General features: G+C 70.7%; 13 protein-coding genes and 2 pseudogenes. 12 read left to right on the forward strand and 3 right to left on the reverse strand.

The features are described 5' to 3' along the window. The first annotated feature begins 54 nt into the window (after positions 1-54). The 12 genes and pseudogenes from OG622_RS01045 to OG622_RS01100 all read left to right on the forward strand — a co-directional run bounded on the left by OG622_RS01045 (position 55) and on the right by OG622_RS01100 (position 12853). Positions 55-809: pseudogene (locus OG622_RS01045) on the forward strand (CoA transferase subunit A). Beyond that, a complete protein-coding gene (locus OG622_RS01050) occupies positions 809-1459 on the forward strand; it encodes a CoA transferase subunit B (protein WP_371572400.1) in 651 nt (216 codons plus the stop codon). The pseudogene OG622_RS01045 and the gene OG622_RS01050 overlap by 1 nt, the downstream one beginning before the upstream one ends. Positions 1460-1643: 184 nt before the next feature. Then, positions 1644-2162, forward strand: a pseudogene (locus tag OG622_RS01055) (transcriptional regulator); the annotation flags it as partial. Further along, positions 2160-2717: an XRE family transcriptional regulator gene (locus OG622_RS01060; protein ID WP_371583974.1), complete on the forward strand. Its 558-nt coding sequence runs from the start codon at positions 2160-2162 to the stop codon at positions 2715-2717. The pseudogene OG622_RS01055 and the gene OG622_RS01060, both read left to right, overlap by 3 nt. A gap of 53 nt (positions 2718-2770) precedes the next feature. Next, complete coding sequence (locus OG622_RS01065; protein WP_371572402.1) at positions 2771-4033, forward strand: hypothetical protein; 1263 nt, start codon at positions 2771-2773, stop codon at positions 4031-4033. Between the two features lie 479 nt (positions 4034-4512). Beyond that, complete coding sequence (locus OG622_RS01070) at positions 4513-5040, forward strand: PadR family transcriptional regulator (RefSeq protein ID WP_371572404.1); 528 nt, start codon at positions 4513-4515, stop codon at positions 5038-5040. Next, positions 5037-5729: an ABC transporter ATP-binding protein gene (locus OG622_RS01075; protein ID WP_371572406.1), complete on the forward strand. Its 693-nt coding sequence runs from the start codon at positions 5037-5039 to the stop codon at positions 5727-5729. The genes OG622_RS01070 and OG622_RS01075 overlap by 4 nt, the downstream gene beginning before the upstream one ends. After that, a complete protein-coding gene (locus OG622_RS01080) occupies positions 5726-8059 on the forward strand; it encodes an ABC transporter permease (protein WP_371572408.1) in 2334 nt (777 codons plus the stop codon). The genes OG622_RS01075 and OG622_RS01080 overlap by 4 nt, the downstream gene beginning before the upstream one ends. Positions 8060-8628: 569 nt before the next feature. Beyond that, a complete protein-coding gene (locus tag OG622_RS01085; protein WP_371572410.1) occupies positions 8629-9522 on the forward strand; it encodes a MarR family winged helix-turn-helix transcriptional regulator in 894 nt (297 codons plus the stop codon). Between the two features lie 99 nt (positions 9523-9621). Beyond that, a complete protein-coding gene (locus OG622_RS01090) occupies positions 9622-10719 on the forward strand; it encodes a cupin domain-containing protein (protein ID WP_371572411.1) in 1098 nt (365 codons plus the stop codon). A 21-nt stretch (positions 10720-10740) separates the two neighbouring features. Beyond that, positions 10741-11646 carry a fumarylacetoacetate hydrolase family protein gene (locus tag OG622_RS01095; protein ID WP_371572413.1) on the forward strand — a complete coding sequence of 302 codons (906 nt, stop codon included), beginning with the start codon at positions 10741-10743 and terminating at the stop codon, positions 11644-11646. A gap of 25 nt (positions 11647-11671) precedes the next feature. Then, positions 11672-12853, forward strand: coding sequence for an FAD-dependent monooxygenase (locus OG622_RS01100; protein ID WP_371572415.1), 1182 nt, complete (start codon positions 11672-11674; stop codon positions 12851-12853). A 98-nt stretch (positions 12854-12951) separates the two neighbouring features. Here OG622_RS01100 and OG622_RS01105 read toward each other — a convergent pair whose 3' ends face one another. The 3 genes from OG622_RS01105 to OG622_RS01115 are packed head-to-tail and all read right to left on the reverse strand — an operon-like array spanning position 12952 to position 16354. Then, entirely contained in the window at positions 12952-13740 is a 789-nt protein-coding gene (locus tag OG622_RS01105; protein WP_371572416.1) for an IclR family transcriptional regulator, read from the reverse strand. A 53-nt stretch (positions 13741-13793) separates the two neighbouring features. Next, on the reverse strand, positions 13794-14636 hold the full coding sequence (locus tag OG622_RS01110; RefSeq protein ID WP_371572419.1) for a fumarylacetoacetate hydrolase family protein: 843 nt from the start codon (positions 14634-14636) through the stop codon (positions 13794-13796). Beyond that, complete coding sequence (locus OG622_RS01115) at positions 14633-16354, reverse strand: FAD-dependent monooxygenase (protein ID WP_371572420.1); 1722 nt, start codon at positions 16352-16354, stop codon at positions 14633-14635. The genes OG622_RS01110 and OG622_RS01115 overlap by 4 nt, the downstream gene beginning before the upstream one ends. Between the last annotated feature and the right edge of the window lie 28 nt (positions 16355-16382).

Below are 16382 nucleotides of genomic sequence, written 5' to 3' on the forward strand. Positions count from 1 at the left end.
TCGGCCTGCCTCACGAAGCGCGCATCGCCCCGCCACCACCTGCAAAGGCTGCACGTGAACAAAGTCCGCGACACCGCCGCCGAGGCGGTCGCCGACATCCCCGACGGTGCCTCACTGGCCGTCGGCGGCTTCGGCCTCAGCGGCGTCCCCGACGTCCTCATCCGTGCCCTCTACACACAAGGCGCGGGCGAGCTGCGGGTTGTCTCCAACAACTGCGGCGTGGACGGCCGCGGCCTCGGTGTCCTGCTCGCCGCCGGCCGGATCGCCCGCGTCACCGGCTCCTACGTGGGCGAGAACAAGGAGTTCGCCCGCCAATACCTGTCCGGCGAACTGGAAGTGGAACTCGTGCCGCAGGGCACGCTCGCCGAACGTCTGCGGGCCGGCGGCGCCGGCATCCCAGCCTTTTACACCCCCGCGGGCATCGGCACCCAAGTCACCCAGGGCGGACTGCCCTGGCGCTATGCCCCCGACGGCTCGGTCGCCGTCGCGTCGCCGCCCAAGAAGACCCGGGCCTTCGCGGGCCGCCCGCACCTCCTGGAACACAGCATCACCGCGGACTACGCCCTCGTGCGGGCCTGGCGCGGCGACCACCACGGCAACCTCGTCTTCCGCAAGGCCGCCGCCAATTTCAACCCTCTCGCAGCCATGGCCGGCCGTATCACCATCGCCGAGGTCGAGGAGCTCGTCGCACCGGGCGAACTGCGTCCGACGCGGTCCACCTGCCCGGCATCTACGTCCAGCGGGTCGTCGAACTGAGCGTCGATGACGCTGCCGACAAGCAGATCGAGAAGAGGACGGTGCGTTCCTGATGGCCTGGACCCGCGACCAGATGGCAGCCCGCGCCGCCGCCGAACTCACCGACGGCTCCTACGCCAACCTGGGCATCGGCCTGCCCACCCTTGTCCCCGGCCACCTCCCGCCGGACGTTCACGTCGTCCTGCACTCCGAGAACGGCATCCTCGGGACCGGCCCCTACCCCACCGATGAGGAAGTCGACCCCGACCTGATCAACGCCGGCAAGGAGACCGCCACCGTCCTGCCAGGCGCGTCCTTCTTCGACTCCGCCCTGTCCTTCGGCATGATCCGCGGCGGCCACATCAACACCGCCGTCCTCGGCGCCATGCAGGTCTCGCAGAACGGCGACCTCGCCAACTGGATGATCCCCGGCAAGATGGTGAAGGGGATGGGCGGCGCCATGGACCTGGTCCACGAAGCCCGTCGCGTCATCGTCCTCATGGATCACACCGCCAAGGACGGCAGCCCGAAGATCCTCAAGAACTGCACGCTCCCACTCACGGGCGAAGGCTGTGTGCACCGGGTGATCACCAACCTGGGCGTTCTCGACATCACCGAGGACGGCCTCGCCCTGGTCGAGACCGCTCCAGGCGTCAGCCTGGAGACCATCACGGCACGCACCGACGCGCCCGTACACCAGGACGGCACCACGACCGCCCGCTGACTCAAGTGGAACCCAACGTTTCCGACCTGCACGGCACCTACACCCAACTCGACCACCCCAACCCGGGCTTGGCCGACCCAATCGCCTGATGGCTGCCATGGCCAATCATGTTCCGGCTGTCCGTCGCCATTGACGCACCTCGTGTGTCCGCCACGAACACATCGCTCGGTCCAGCACTACGAGCGGGCCCGGCGAGAGGCTGTTCGAGGAGGCCTACGACTGGGCGCGGGACCTGAGCGATGACGAGTGCATGAAGCGGCACCTGGTCGGCCTGGATGTGAACCTCGCCTTCGGCGCGGCCGCCAACGGCGCCGTCGTCGGCCTGGCCACGCCGCCCGTGCACGTCACCCGCCCCGCCTTCGATGCGGCGGTGCCCGGCTCCTGGCTGGTCGACCTCTCCCACGTCGACCTCGCCCGTGTGAAGGTCGGCAAGCAGTGGCGCGACCTCGACGGCGCGCTGCTGCCCAGCCCGTTCACGCCGACCGGCAAGCGCCCCGAGGGCCCGGCCTGGTACGCCACGCCGACGGTCGCCTACGCCGTCGAACTCGGCTACGACGTCACGCCGCTTCAGGCGTGGGTGCGCCGTGAGAGCGGCCGGTTCCTGGACGGCTGGTACAAGCGGCTGCGCGACGCCTACGTCGCCACCATGGCGGACCTCGGCGTCGCGGAGAAGCTGTCCCCGGCCGACTTCCTGAAGGCGATGGTCACGGTCGCAGAAGAACTCGACAAGGCGGTGCAGGGCGCGTTCACGCGTCCCGTTCCCAAGTCCGCCGGGGCGCAGATGCGCTACCTGGTCCGCCAGCACCAGCGCAGCACCCGGCGCGTGGCCGAACTGCTCGGCATCAGCCAGCGCACCGTCGAACGGTATGTGAACAGCCAGATCAAACAGCCCCGGCCGCACCTCGCCGAGCGCCTCGAACGCGAAGTCCGCACGCGCTGGCAGCCGCAGATCCGGGCCAGGGCGAAGGAGGCCGCCGCCTCCACGAGCGGCATCATGATCGATGTCCACGCCCGGTTCGGCTACACCGCTGCCCCCGGCACCACCGACCAGGCCCGGGTGCGTCACCTCACCCTCGCCCTGCCGCCCCGCCACGCCGCCCGCCTCCTCCAAGCCCAGGAAGCAGGCGTCGACGAGGACGACCTCCGCCAGATCGCCGCCGAAGCCCTGGGCGAGGTGTACTCCCGCGACAACGGGCGCCGCGCCCACGGCCTCGAAGTGAAGCTCACCGACGTCCTCAACCTCAAGTTCGAGCTGTAGCCCGGGGCGGGGGTGCCGGTAGCAGGAGAACAGGAACGGATACGGGGAGAGCTGTGGCAGCAGGGGTGGTACGGACCGTGCCGCTGGCCGGGGAACTGATCAGCCGGGTCGCGGACCGCTACGGTCTGGCGGCCGCCGGTGTGCTGCGGCTGTGGACGTGCCGCAACTCCCCCGCCCGGCACGAGGGCGGCGGTGTGCGGGCCGACGCGGAGGTCGTCCTCAACGAGGCCGGGCGGGATGTGCTCGCCGAACTGTGCGGGGTGGAACCAGCGGTGCTGGCGCGCGCTCTGCCCGCCTTCACCGTGGACGATCCCAAGATCAGCACCGGGCGGGAGACCGAATGGCGCAGGCGAGGCGGCGGGCGCGGTCGCGGGAGACGCGGCGTTCGCCTGCCGGTCGTGCACCGCACGGCGCACCGGGCAGGCACAGCGGGCGGTGCGGTATCTGCCGCGCCGGCAGCGGGTGTGCGTGCGGCACGGGCGGTGGCTGCTGGACGCGGACGCCGACCAGCCGCTGGAACACCTCGATCTGCGCGGCGTGGCGGAGGTGGCGGCGGCACGGTGCCACCTGCCGCGGCCGCACCGGACAGCGGCGGCGACGAGGAAGACGGCACGGAAGCGGAGAGCGCGAAGAGCCAGCGGGAACGCACCCGCAGGGCAGTCGGTGACCTGCTGATCCGGCAGACCGGCCTGATCCAGCCTCCGGCGTGGCAGGGCACCACGGAGCATCAGCTGGCCGACATTGCCTGCCTGGGTCTGCGGGTGGTGCGCCGCACCGGTGATTTCCGAACCGTCATGCCCCTGGCCGTGGCGAGCGTGCCCGACCGGCTCAACGTCATGGTGCGTCTGCCCCTCTCCGGCTGGGTCACCTACCATCAGGCCGTCGTCATGCTGGCCGGATGTAACCGTCTGCGCACGTTCGACAAACCGGAGATCCAGGAGTCTTCGCCGACTGCGTGGCCGAGTCCTGCGACGGTGGCGATCTCGCCCCTGTTCGTCCTGGCCCAGAACATCCGGTCGGATTGCCCGGCCCTGACCAACCCTCACCTGGTCACCGACCGGCTCGCGTTCCACCCCGACAGGCCCCTCGACGCCGACCAGTACAAGGGACTACGGCACATCCGGCTGCGCACCAACGTCCGTGACGAGAGCGCACAGCACTTCGCGTACGGCAACGCCGGCCCGCAGGACCTGGGAGCCCGGGCGGTTCCCGGCTGGAGACGCATCGGGCAAGAACCGTGCCAAGGAGATCGATACGTGCAAGGACGCGTGAAATTCGCAGCTGCTGGAGCTGCTCGTGGCGGTCAAGCAAAGTGACGACCCGGCTGCGGCCTGGGCGGCTTTGGCCCAATGGATGCCTCTGCAGATCCGCCCCTGGCCCCTGGGCGCCCCAGTTCTGAACAGGACACCCGCAGACAAGGGACGCAGCCTGACCAAGCCCACAGGCCTTGACCGAACAGATTGAAGCACCCCAGGACCCCGCACATCACCCGCATCCGACCCGCCTGACAACACCGAAATTCGCCAGCGGTGTCTCGGCGGGACACCATCTCGACGGAGCTGACTCCGGCGGTGGCCTCGTACATCCCGGCCAGGACGCAGGGCACCGGACGGGCGGCCGTTCTAATCGGCGATCAAGGTGACCGTCGTGGCCTGCAGGCCCAACACCAGCCGGAGCCGATTTCCCTTTGCCTAATCTTGACAACCGGCTCCCACCTGCACGGACATGCGCCCAATCGTCATCTATACACAGTGCGTATACACGCGACGTATACCTCGTGCGTATAGTCCTCCCCATGTCCATCGGTCACACCCTTCTAGGACTCCTGGAGTCCGGCCCCCGACACGGTTACGACCTGAAGCGGGCCTTCGACGAGAAGTTCGGTCACGATCGCCCGCTGCACTACGGGCAGGTCTACTCGACGATGTCCCGCCTGCTGAAGCACGGGCTCGTCGAGGTCGACGGCATCGAGGCCGGCGACGGGCCCGAGCGGAAGCGCTACGCCATCACCGACGCCGGAATCACCGACGTACAGCGGTGGCTCGCGACGCCCGAGAAGCCCGAGCCGTATCTGCAGTCGGTCCTCTACACGAAGGTCGTCCTCGCGCTGCTCACGCACCGCAACGCCGGTGACATCCTCGACACGCAGCGCGCCGAGCACCTGCGGATGATGCGCATCCTCACCGACCGCAAGCGCAAGGGCGACCTCGCCGACCAGCTCATCTGCGACCACGCCCTGTTCCACCTCGAAGCCGATCTGCGCTGGCTGGAACTCACCGCCGCGCGCCTCGACAAACTCGCTCTGGCGGTGACGGCCCGATGACCTCGACCCCTCCCAGTTCTCTGCTCGCCGCGAGCGAACTGCGCAAGGCCTACGGCCCGACCACCGCACTCGACGGCGCCGAGTTCTCGATCCACCCCGGCGAGGTCGTCGCCGTCATGGGCCCGTCCGGGTCCGGCAAATCGACCCTGCTGCACTGTCTCGCCGGAATCGTGCCGCCCGACTCCGGATCCATCACGTACAACGGGCGCGAGATGGCCCGCATGAACGACGCACAGCGGAGCCAGCTGCGCCGCACCGAGTTCGGGTTCGTGTTCCAGTTCGGGCAGCTCGTCCCGGAACTCACCTGCGTCGAGAACGTGGCGCTCCCGCTCCGGCTCAACGGGACCTCCCGCAAGGAGGCCGAGCGGACCGCGCTGTCCTGGATGGAACGGCTGGAGGTCGACGACCTCAAGGGCAAGCGGCCCGGCGAGGTCTCCGGCGGCCAGGGGCAGCGCGTGGCTGTAGCCCGGGCGTTGGTCACCAGCCCGCGGGTGCTGTTCGCCGACGAGCCCACCGGCGCCCTCGACTCGCTCAACGGCGAGCGCGTGATGGAGCTGCTCACCGAGGCCGCCCGGTCGACCAACGCGGCCGTCGTGCTCGTCACGCACGAGGCACGGGTCGCCGCCTACTCGGACCGCGAGATCGTCGTACGGGACGGCAAGTCCCGGGCCATGGAGCGCGCCGTATGAGAGCAAGTCAGTGGCCCAGGGACCTGACCATGGGCGCCAAATTCGCCTTCGCTGGCGGGCGGGACGGCTGGGCGCGAATGCTGCTCACCGCCGTCGGCGTGGGACTCGGAGTGGCACTGTTGCTGCTCGCCACCGCGATCCCGAACGCGCTGGCCGTCCGGCACGACCGGGAAAAGGCGCGCACCGACATCACCGGCAGCAACCCGCCGATGAAGAAGGCGGACGACACACTGCTGGTCGGCGTGGCTAGCACGACCTTCCGCGACAAGGAGGTGCGCGGGCGGGCGCTGCAGCCCGAGGGCCCCGAGGCGCATCTGCCGCCGGGGGTCTCGAAGTTCCCCGGCGTGGGCGAGATGGTGGTCTCCCCCGCGCTGAAGCGGCTGCTGGCATCCGGCGACGGGAAGATGCTGCGGGAGCGGCTGCCGGAGCGGATCGTCGGCACCATCGCCGAGCCCGGACTGATCGGTTCCCACGAACTCGCCTTCTACCGCGGCGCCAATGACCTCGTGGTCACGGAGGACAACGGCTGGATCGCCCGCATCGACCATTTCGGTGTCCCCCGTCTGGCCCCGGAGAAGACGGACCCCGTCCTCGTCCTGCTCGCCCTCGTCGTGTTCCTGGTGCTGCTGATGCCGGTCGGCGTCTTCATCGCCGCGGCTGTACGGTTCGGCGGCGAGCGCCGGGACCGGCGACTCGCGGCCCTGCGGCTGGTGGGCTCGGACAGCCGGATGACCCGACGGATCGCCGCGGGCGAGGCCCTCGCCGGCTCCGTGGCGGGCCTGGTCTTCGGCACGGTCTTCTTCCTGATCTGCCGGGAGATCGCCGGCTCCGTGGACCTGTTCGACGTGAGCGTGTTCCCGAGCTATCTGACCCCTTCCCCCCTGCTCGCCCTGCTGGTCGCGGTCGCTGTACCGGCGGCCGCCGTGCTGGTCACCCTGTTCGCGCTGCGGGGCGTGATGATCGAGCCGCTCGGCGTCGTGCGCACCGCGAAGCCTCCGCGGCGCCGGCTGTGGTGGCGGTTGCTGCTGCCGCTGGGCGGGATCGGAATGCTCTACCCGATGATCGGCAAAGGCCGCGACAGCGGAGAGTTCAACCAGTTCCAGGTCGCCGGTGGCGTCCTGCTATTGCTCGTCGGGGTGACCGCGCTGCTGCCGTGGGTCGTGGAGAGGGTTGTGAGCCGGCTCGGCTCCGGGGGGATCGCCTGGCAACTTGCCGTCCGACGGCTCCAGTTGAGCAGCGGCACGGCCGCCCGCATGGTCAACGGCATCGCGGTCGCGGTGGCAGGCGCCATCGCACTGCAGATGCTGTTCTCCGCACTGGAGGCCGAGTACACCAAGCCCACGACCAACGACCTCACCCGGGCCCAGATGCACACGGAGGTGAGGAACCACGTCCCGCTCGCCCGAGCGGCGGCCGCCTTCAAGGCGACCAAGGGCGTTGCGAACGCCTACGCTTTCGACGAGGGTCACGTCACCGACCGGCGCGAATCCCCTCGCCATGTCTCCCGGGTCACCGTCGCCGACTGCGCATCGCTGCGCATGGTGGCTTCCCTACCCTCCTGCAAGGACGGTGACTCCTTCGTCGTCCGGGGTGGCCGCGATGGGGAGAGTGCGCCTGGCATGTCCAAGCCCGGCAGCACGCTGTGGTTCGGCGTTGTCTTCGGCTCCGGTGGCATTCGCAGGCCGACGCCCTTGACCGTGCCGGCGGACATGAAGCAGGCGCAGTCGATCAAGGACCCGGAAGGGTTCAAGCGCGGTGGCTTCCTGGTGACGCCGGGCGCACTGCCCTCGGGCGCCGCGCAGGGTGTCTCCGGGCGGATCTACCTCGCGCTCGACCAGAGGCTGGCGGACGCACCCGACTACGCGCGGAACACGGCCCGCCGTCTCGGCCTGCCGGGCGACCCGGTGATGTCGGTGTCCAGCAAGCGCGCGGACAGCTACGCCTCCATCCGCACCGGCCTGTTCGTCGGCGCCGCCTGCGTGCTGGCCCTGATCGGCGCGAGTCTGCTGGTGTCGCAGCTGGAGCAGCTGCGCGAGCGCCGCAAGCTGCTGTCGTCGCTGATCGCCTTCGGCACCCGGCGCCGCACGCTGAGCATGTCCGTACTGTGGCAGACGGCGATCCCTATCGGTCTCGGCCTGGCGCTGGCCACGGCGGTCGGGCTGGCACTGGGCGCGGTCCTGCTGAAGATGATGAACAGGCCGGTGGACGTGGACTGGACGAGTGTGCTGTCGATGACCGGAATCGGCGCCGCCGTCGTCCTGCTGGTGACCATGCTCAGCCTGCCGCCGCTGCTGAGGCTGATGCGGCCGGACGGTCTGCGCTCGGAGTAGGCCGCCGAAGGGCCCTTTCCACCGGTGAAGGGCCCTTCCGGCGTCCTGGTCCAGTACCCGCAGGGCTTGGTGCAGGGCACCCGCCCTCCCTGACCGCCACGCACGGATGCGGTCCCTGGCCAGCACGCGAGCGGCACATCCCGGATGAACTCCAGCAGCTCGGGCTCGTCGATGCCGGTACGGTGTGAAAGCCGCTGTTCGCCTCGGGTGTCCAGTGCCACGCAGTGATGATGCTCCTTGCCGAAGGCGGCCCCGGCCCGGATCCTGAACATGGGCTGCCTCCGTCAGCTGTTCGTTCTGCGGTCCCGCGGACGGCCTTGCCGACGTTGTCCTGCACAGCGATCAAGTCGCTTGTCCCGATGAGCGGTTGGACCGTCACGGGCTCCGGGCGGCCAAGTCCCACGAATGACCGGCGTGGGCCCGCGCTGAAAACATTCCGCCCGCCGCACGAGTGGCCCGTTCCGCGAGTTGACAGAGCGAGGAACCTTCATGCCAGTATTAGTAACGGCACGAACCAAAGACTCCGAGCCAACAGCGGCGCGGTGGCACCGTCGAAAGGATGTGCGGCGATGGCGGACCGGCTGCTCGTCCCCGATGAGGAGGTCTTCGCTCCGGGCAGCCTGCTGCGCACGGCGCAGCAGGTGCACGATCGTCTGTGGCAGGAGCTGGTGCCCGGCGGCTGCACCTCGCCGCAGTTCGCGGTGCTCCACCGGCTGGCGCTGCGGCCGGGCATCGACCAGCGCACCCTGGGCGAGGCCGCCGGCCTCGACAAGGCCACCGTCGCCGAGCTCGTCGCCCGGCTCGAACAGTCGGGGCTGATCGAGCGAGAGCGCGCCGCGGCGGACGCGCGCCGCAACAGCCTTCGGCTCACCGTGGCCGGCGACACCGCCCTGCGGGCCTGTGCGCCCTGGGCGGCGCAGGTGCAACTGCGGCTGACCGCCCCGCTGGGTGATGCCGGGACCGGGCGGTTTCTGCGGCTGCTGGGGACGGTCGCCGAGGTGGCGACCGGTCAGCCGGTTGGGCAGAAGCTGCCCGAAATCGTCGGCCTGCCCGCGGATCCGTCCCGTATCCCCGGCCACCTGGTCCGAGTGGCCCAGCAGCGCCACACCCAATTCTGGACGGCCGCCGTGGGCGATAGGCCGACCTCCCCCCAGTACGGCGTGCTCTACCGCCTGGCGCGGGAGCCGGGCATCGACCAGACCACGCTGGCCGACCGCATCGCCCTGGCCAAGGCGCCCGCCGGCGAGATCGTGAAGCGGCTCGTCGCACGCGGTGAAGTCCTGCGCGACGTCGACCCGAACGATGCCCGCCGCAGGCTGCTCACGCTCAGTGCGCAGGGACGTCAGGTTCTGCGGGACGTCACGCCCGCGGTGCTGCGCGTCCAGGAGGAACTGACCGCGGAACTCACCGCGGACGAGCGCAGGGAACTGCTCGCACTGCTCAGGAGGATCACCCGGCCGTAGCCGCGGGCTTTTTCTTCCGTATTTAGTAACTGCACGAACTGACCTGCGGGAGAAGACCGCAGAGAGGCAAAACGGGGAGACATGAGATGGAGACGGAAGATGACGACTCGACGCTTTGACGCACCTGCCGATCCCCCGCTGCACGCTCTCTACGACGACCTCGCGGAAAAGGATCTCCAGCCTCTGTGGCGACTGCGCGGGCTGCTGACCCCCACCCCTGCCGTCAAGGCCGTCCCCCACCTCTGGCGGGGCAAGGACCTGCGCGACCTCGGCGAGCGGGCCGGACGTCTGGTGCCCGTGGGCCGCGGCGGCGACCGGCGGGTGCTGTCCCTGAGCAATCCCGGCCTGGGCGGACTGCCGTACGCCACCTCGACCCTCTGGGGCGCGGTCCAGTACCTCGGACCGGGCGAGACGGCGCCGGCCCACCGCCACACCCCCGCCGCCCTGCGCTTCGTCCTGGAGGGCGAGGGAGTGTGGACCGCGGTGAACGGCGACCCGCTGGCCATGTCCGCCGGAGACCTGATCCTCACCCCCAGCTGGACCTGGCACGAGCACCACAACCCCGGCGACACCCCGATGACCTGGTTCGACGCCCTCGACCTGCCGCTCGTGGAAGGACTGGGCGCGGTGTTCTTCGAAGGCGGCGACGGCAGGACGGCTGCCACCACCTCACCGGCCGGGCACTCCGCGTCCGAGCGCCGCTTCGGAGGCGGTCCCGGCCTGCTGCCCGGCGGCACCACCGCCTCGCCGCCCGCGCACTCCCCCCTGCTGCGCTACCGATGGGCCGACACCGACCGCGCCCTGGCCGGCCAACTCTCCGAACCGGCCTCCCGGGCCACCCGCTCCGGCCACGCGCACATCCGCTACGCCGACCCGGCCAGCGGCCGCGACGTGATGCCGACCATGCGCTGCGAGATGGACCGCTACCTGCCCGGCCACACCGCGCCCGCCGTGAGGCGCACGGGCTCGTCCCTCGTCGCCGTCTTCCGGGGCTCGGGCACGGTCACCCTCGACGGCACGCACCACGACATCGAACCCGGCGACCTGATCGCCGTCCCGTCCTGGACGGCGGTGCGCGTGCTCGCACACGAAGCCCTCGACCTGTTCACCGTCAGCGACGCCCCCGTCCTGGAAGCCCTCGCCCTGTACCGGACCGAAGAGGTCACGGAAGACGCCCAAACCGTCGCCGGCAACTGACCGTTCACCCTTGGGAGACCCATGCGCATCGCCCGCTTCAACGAGGATCGCATCGGCATCGTCCGTGACAGCCGCGTCCTCGACGTCACCGACCAGCTCGCCGAGCGCCTCTCCCCGGCCCCGTACAGCCTGGCCCGCCGCCTGATCACCGAATTCGCCACCGTCCGGCCGCTGCTGGAACAGACAGCGTCCGCCGCCGGCCCCGGCGACGGCTTCCCGCTCGGCCAGGTACGGCTGCTGGCCCCCGTCCCCGACCCGACGAAAATCGTCGCGGCACCGGTCAACTACCGCGACCACCAGTCGGAGATGAACGAGGCGTACCACATCAGCTCGCTCGGCTTCTTCCTGAAGTCACCGTCCTCGATCCTCGACCCCGAGGGCACCGTGCGCCTGCCCTACACCGACCGGCGCTTCGACCACGAAGCCGAGTTCGCGCTCGTCGTCGGACGCCGGGCCAGCCATGTCACACCCGAGCAGGCACTGGACCACGTCTTCGGCTATACGGGCCTGATGGACATCACCATGCGCGGCGGCGAGGACCGCTCCACCCGCAAGTCCTTCGACACCTTCACCCCGCTCGGGCCGTGGATCGTCACCCCGGACGAACTCGGCTCCCCCGAGGACATCGACCTGGAACTGACCGTCAACGGCGAACCGAGGCAGAAGGCCAGCACCAGCGAACTCATCTGGTCGGCCGCCCGCTTCCTGTCCTACGCCTCCACGGTCGCCGTGCTGGAGCCCGGCGACGTGCTCACCACCGGCACCCCTGCCGGCGTCGCCCCCGTCGAGGACGGCGATGTCGTCGAACTGACCGTCGCCCGCATCGGCCGCCTGCGTGTGGCGGTGTCGGCCGAGGGCGCCGTGCCCTGCCCCACCTCGGGAGCCTCCCGCGGCCCCGTTCCGCCGCCCGCCCCCAGCCACAAGTGACCGACGAGCCCACGAGGACGGCATCATGACGAACGCGACACGCGTCCCGCTGCTCATCGTCGGCGGCGGCATCGGCGGCATGGCAGCCGCCCTCGCCGCGGCCCGCGCAGGACAGCAGGTGCGGCTGCTGGAACGCGCCCCCGCGTTCACCGAGATCGGCGCCGGCCTCCAGGTCGGACCCAACGCCATCCGGGTCCTGGCCGGTCTCGGCCTCTACCCGCAGATCGAGAAGGTCGCGGTCTTCCCCGAGCGCGGGGTGTTCATGGACGCCGTGACCGGGAAATACCTGACAGCCCTCGACCTCGGCACCGGCTTCCGGGAGCGTTACGGAGCGCCGTACGTGGTGATGCACCGCAGCGACCTGCTCGACATCCTGCTCCAGGCGTGCCGCGACAGCGACCTGGTGACGCTGGAGAACGGCAAGGAGGTCACCGAGGTCAGCGACCCCGCCTCCGGAGCCGTCCGCGTCAACTGCGCCGACGGCAGCGCGTACGAGACAGAGGCCCTGATCGGCGCCGACGGCCTCAACTCCGCCGTCCGGCCGCTCGTCGTCCAGGACGAGCTGGTGTGCTCCGGCTACGCCGCCTACCGCGGCACCCTGCCGGCGGAGGGCGCCGCCGAGCACATCGACGCCAGCAGCGTCGTGCTGTGGATCGGCCCCGGCCTGCACATGATCCAGTACCCCATCCGTCGCGGCGAGCTCCGCAACACCGTCGCCGTGTTCCGCAGCGACGCCTTCGCCCGTGGCGAGGACGACTGGGGCGGTCCGGACGAACTCGACGCACGGTTCGCCGGCACCTGCGACCAGGTGCGTCGCGGCGTTGGGCTCGTCGACCGCAGCCGGCACTGGAAGACGTACGACCGCGACCCCGCCGACCGCTTCACCGCCGGTCGGGTGGCGCTGCTCGGCGATGCCGCGCACCCCATGCTGCAGTACCTGGGCCAGGGTGCCTGCCAGGCCCTGGAGGACGCCGAAGCCCTCGGCCGTCTGCTCGGCGCTCACGGCGGTGACTACGGCAGGGTGCTGGCCGCCTACGAGCAGGAGCGCGTGCCCCGCGCCACCGGCGTTCAGCGCACCGCCCGCAGCTGGGGCGAGATCTGGCACACGGACGGGATCGGCAAAACCCTGCGCGACCACATCTTCACCGGCCGGGCCGTGGATGACTACACCCATACGGACTGGCTGTACCTGCCCAATGCGGTCTGACACCGTGGGACGTCCTGCGCCACGCGCCGCGGCCGCCAAGCAGTCCGTCCCGTTTCGACGGGGCGGGGGAAGGCCGATCCCCAAATGCGGCAAGGGCGTCAGGCGGCGGCAAGGGCCAGACGTTCGCTGATCTCGCCTGCCATGGCCAGCACTTTCTGGGCGACCTCCGCCTCCGCCTCCGGATACAGGCGGGAGGCGAGGGCGGCCACGCTCACCGCTGCCACGACCTGCCCGTCCTCGTTCCGGATCGGCGCGGAGATGCCCACGATGTCGGGGTCGAGTTCGCCGCGGGTAATGGAGTAGCCGAGCCGGCGGATGCGGCCCAGGCGTTCGACCAGTGCGTCGACGTCGGTGAGGGTGGCCGGGGTGAAGCGGTGCAGCTCGGCGGCCTCCAGCAGTCGGCGTGCCTCGTCCTCGGCGCTCCAGGCGAGCAGGACCAGGGCTGCCGCTCCGGCGTTGAGGGGCAGTGCGCTGCCGCGCTCGTAGGAGATGCGTACCGCCCGGGTCTCGTTCTCCGCGAGGTCCACGCACACGACCAGGTCCCCTGCGCGGCGGGTGAGCAGGACGGTCTCCTGCACCTCTTCGGCGAGTTTCCGCATCGAGGGGAGGGCGACCTCCGAGAGACCGTAGCTGCGGCGTGCCAGCCGGGCGATCTCCAGGACCCGCAGGCCGACCCGGAAGCCGCCGCCGGGCGCTTCTTCCAGGAAACGTCCGGCGACCAGGCTCTGCAGGTAGCGGTACGCGGTGGAGCGGGCGACTCCGAGCCGCTCGGCCACTTCGGTTCCCGAGATAACGAGGTGGGTGTCGTCGAACATGGTCAGGATGTCGAGGGCGCGGTCGGCCGTGGAGTTACGGTCGCGGTAACTGGGGGACGCTGTTCCTGACATGCCGGACACTCTACCGGCCGGGCTCGGTCCGGTGGGGGGCATGTCCGTCACGCTCACAGCCGGTCCCTGACCACGGTGTTGCGCAGTTCGCCTATGCCCTCCACGGTCGTGACGAGTTCCTGCCCGGGCCGCAGGAACACCTTGGGGTCGCGGCCGGCGCCGACGCCTCCAGGGGTGCCGGTGCAGATCAGGTCGCCCGGCAGCAGCGTGATGATGGCGCTGACGTAGGCGATGACGTCGGCGGCGTCGAAGAGCAGGTCGGCGGTGTTGGACTTCTGCATGGTGTGGCCGTCCACGCGGCAGGAGATGGTCAGCCCCGAGGCACCGGGCGGGAGTTCGTCGGGAGTGACGAGTGCCGGCCCGACGGGGGTGGTGGCCTCGAAGGTCTTGCCTGAGAGGAACTCCCGGGTGCGGTGCTGCCAGTCCCGTACGGTGACGTCGTTGACAACCGTGTACCCGGCGACGTGCTCCAGGGCCTTCTCGCGCGGGATGTGCCGGCCGCGGCGCCCGACGACGACACCGAGTTCGGCCTCCCAGTCGAGGTCGTCGCTGACCGGTGGCATGTGGATGTCGTCATGGGGGCCGATCAGCGAGCCGTCGTACTTGGCGAACAGGGTGGGGTACGCGGGGGTCGGGCGGCCCATCTCCTTGATGTGGGTGGCGTAGTTGAGGCCCAGGCAGACGATCTTGTTGGGATGGGGCACGACGGGGGCGAAGGACGCCCCGTCGAGCGGGACGCGCTCCCCGTCCCCTGCGGCCAGCTGCGGCCAGTCGTCGCCCGCGGCCAGCAGGGCGCCGACGTCGGAGTACGGCAGCAGGACGAGTGCATCGCCCTCCTGCCGGGCGGCAGTGGTGCTCTCACGGTCACTGGAAAGACGGACGGTGCTCAGCTTCACAGGGTGGCTCCTTCGATACCGGTGTCGGTGTGGCTGCCAGGGGCGAAGATCTTGGGAGGAGGGTCCGCCGTGGGGGCGAACGCGAAGCGGCGAAGCTCCTGGCCGACCTGCGCGGCTCGGTGGGGCGGGAAGACGGCGGCGACCAGGCGGTCGGGCCGCACCAGGACGAAGTGCCCTGCCAGGTCCTGGAGGAATGCCCCGGGCCCGCCGTCGGCGTCCGTGATCTCGGGCCGGTCGGTGACGCGGCCGAGTGCCCGGTCGCCGATGACCACGTCCACCTCGGTGCCGTACGGGAGGCCGGCCCCTCTCGCGGAGGTCCAGTCGGCTTCGGTGAGGCCCACCCCCAGCAGACTCCAGCCGGTGCCCAGGACGTCGTCGAGCAGGGCGAGTCGGTAGCCGGGCCCGTGCAGGACCCTCGGTTGCGGAAGCAGCGCGCCGACGAGCGGGTGTGCTCGGCCCCCCGGCCGGACGACGGCTCCGGTCCGTACCCGGGTGTCGGGGCGGTAGCGCATCTCGGTGAAGTAGCGGCGTCCGGGGCCGGTCAGCAACGCGGCGCGTACCAGCAGGTCCCGCAGGTACGCCTGCGGGCGGCTGGTGGTCATGACGGTCCGGCCGAGCCGGACGGACAGGTCGATCACGGCCTGGGCGTGCGGTCGGCGTTCCACGTCATAGGTGTCCAGGAGGGCGTCGCCGGCCCGCCCGGCCAGTACCTCCGCGAGTTTCCAGGAGAGGTTGGCCGCGTCCCGGACACCGGAGTTGAGTCCCTGGCCGGCGAACGGGGGCATCATGTGCGCGGCGTCGCCGAGCAGGAAGCAGCGGCCCACCCGCAGCCGCTCGGCGAGCAGCGCGTGGAAGCTGTACGCGACCGCGCGCTCCACCTGCGCCGGAGTGATCTCCCGGTACGGCTGGAGGAGACGTCGCACGAGTTCGAACGGCGGCTCCTGCCAGGCGGCGCCCTCGCCGGGCCGGAGCAGGAACTCGTAACGGCAGCGGCCGTCGCGGCCGGGCACGATCACCGTCGGGCGGGACGGGTCGCCGATGTGCATGCCGTATCGCTCGTGGTGCGGGTCCTCCTGGGTGTCCAGCACGAGCCACACGTCGTCGGGGAAGCTGCGCCCCCGCATCGGGACGGACAGCAGCCGGCGCACCGTGCTGCGTCCGCCGTCGCAACCGAGCACGTAGTCGGCCGTGAGTTCCTCGGTATGCCGGCCGTCGCCCCGGTGGAGCGTCACCCGGACCCCGTGCGGGAGTTGGGTGAGTCCGCTCAGGCCGGTGGCGAACCGGGCCTCGATGTTCGGGTGCCGGACGAGTTCGGTGCGCAGCACGCGCTCCAGGTCCGGCTGGGCGAAGGGATTCTTGAAGGGGTGCCCGAAGCGGCGGTCGCCGCTGCCTCGGGCGTGTACCAGGGTGCGGCCGCCGACACCGAAGTACTTGGTGCCGGTGCCGGGCACGATGATCGGGTACACGGCGCCGGCCAGGTCCGCGGACTGCAGGGTTCGCAGCGACTCGTCGTCCAGGCTGATCGCCTTGGCGTCGTCGCTGGTGGTGGAGTTGCGCTCGACCAGCAGGACTTGTACGCCCAGCGAGCCCAGGAGGTGGGCGGCAGTCAGGCCGACGGGGCCCGCGCCGACGATCAGCACGGCAGGGCCGGCAGCGGCCGGAGTCTGTGCCCGGGCCTGGGCCAGAAGAGGGCCGGTTGCCGGTGTCGGTTCGGTCATGAAGTGGGCTCCGTGGGGTCGTCGGGAC

It is taken from the genome of Streptomyces sp. NBC_01314, assembly GCF_041435215.1.
In the GTDB taxonomy this organism is placed as follows: Bacteria; Actinomycetota; Actinomycetes; order Streptomycetales; family Streptomycetaceae; genus Streptomyces.

What these genes read in the sequence shown, in the direction of transcription:
- OG622_RS01050 (WP_371572400.1), top strand. Translation starts at nt 809, where the DNA reads ATGGCCTGGACCCGCGACCAGATGGCAGCCCGCGCCGCCGCCGAACTC.
- OG622_RS01060 (WP_371583974.1), top strand. Translation starts at nt 2,160, where the DNA reads ATGGTCACGGTCGCAGAAGAACTCGACAAGGCGGTGCAGGGCGCGTTC.
- OG622_RS01070 (WP_371572404.1), top strand. Translation starts at nt 4,513, where the DNA reads ATGTCCATCGGTCACACCCTTCTAGGACTCCTGGAGTCCGGCCCCCGA.
- OG622_RS01075 (WP_371572406.1), top strand. Translation starts at nt 5,037, where the DNA reads ATGACCTCGACCCCTCCCAGTTCTCTGCTCGCCGCGAGCGAACTGCGC.
- OG622_RS01080 (WP_371572408.1), top strand. Translation starts at nt 5,726, where the DNA reads ATGAGAGCAAGTCAGTGGCCCAGGGACCTGACCATGGGCGCCAAATTC.
- OG622_RS01085 (WP_371572410.1), top strand. Translation starts at nt 8,629, where the DNA reads ATGGCGGACCGGCTGCTCGTCCCCGATGAGGAGGTCTTCGCTCCGGGC.
- OG622_RS01090 (WP_371572411.1), top strand. Translation starts at nt 9,622, where the DNA reads ATGACGACTCGACGCTTTGACGCACCTGCCGATCCCCCGCTGCACGCT.
- OG622_RS01095 (WP_371572413.1), top strand. Translation starts at nt 10,741, where the DNA reads ATGCGCATCGCCCGCTTCAACGAGGATCGCATCGGCATCGTCCGTGAC.
- OG622_RS01100 (WP_371572415.1), top strand. Translation starts at nt 11,672, where the DNA reads ATGACGAACGCGACACGCGTCCCGCTGCTCATCGTCGGCGGCGGCATC.
- OG622_RS01105 (WP_371572416.1), bottom strand. Translation starts at nt 13,740, where the DNA reads ATGTCAGGAACAGCGTCCCCCAGTTACCGCGACCGTAACTCCACGGCC.
- OG622_RS01115 (WP_371572420.1), bottom strand. Translation starts at nt 16,354, where the DNA reads ATGACCGAACCGACACCGGCAACCGGCCCTCTTCTGGCCCAGGCCCGG.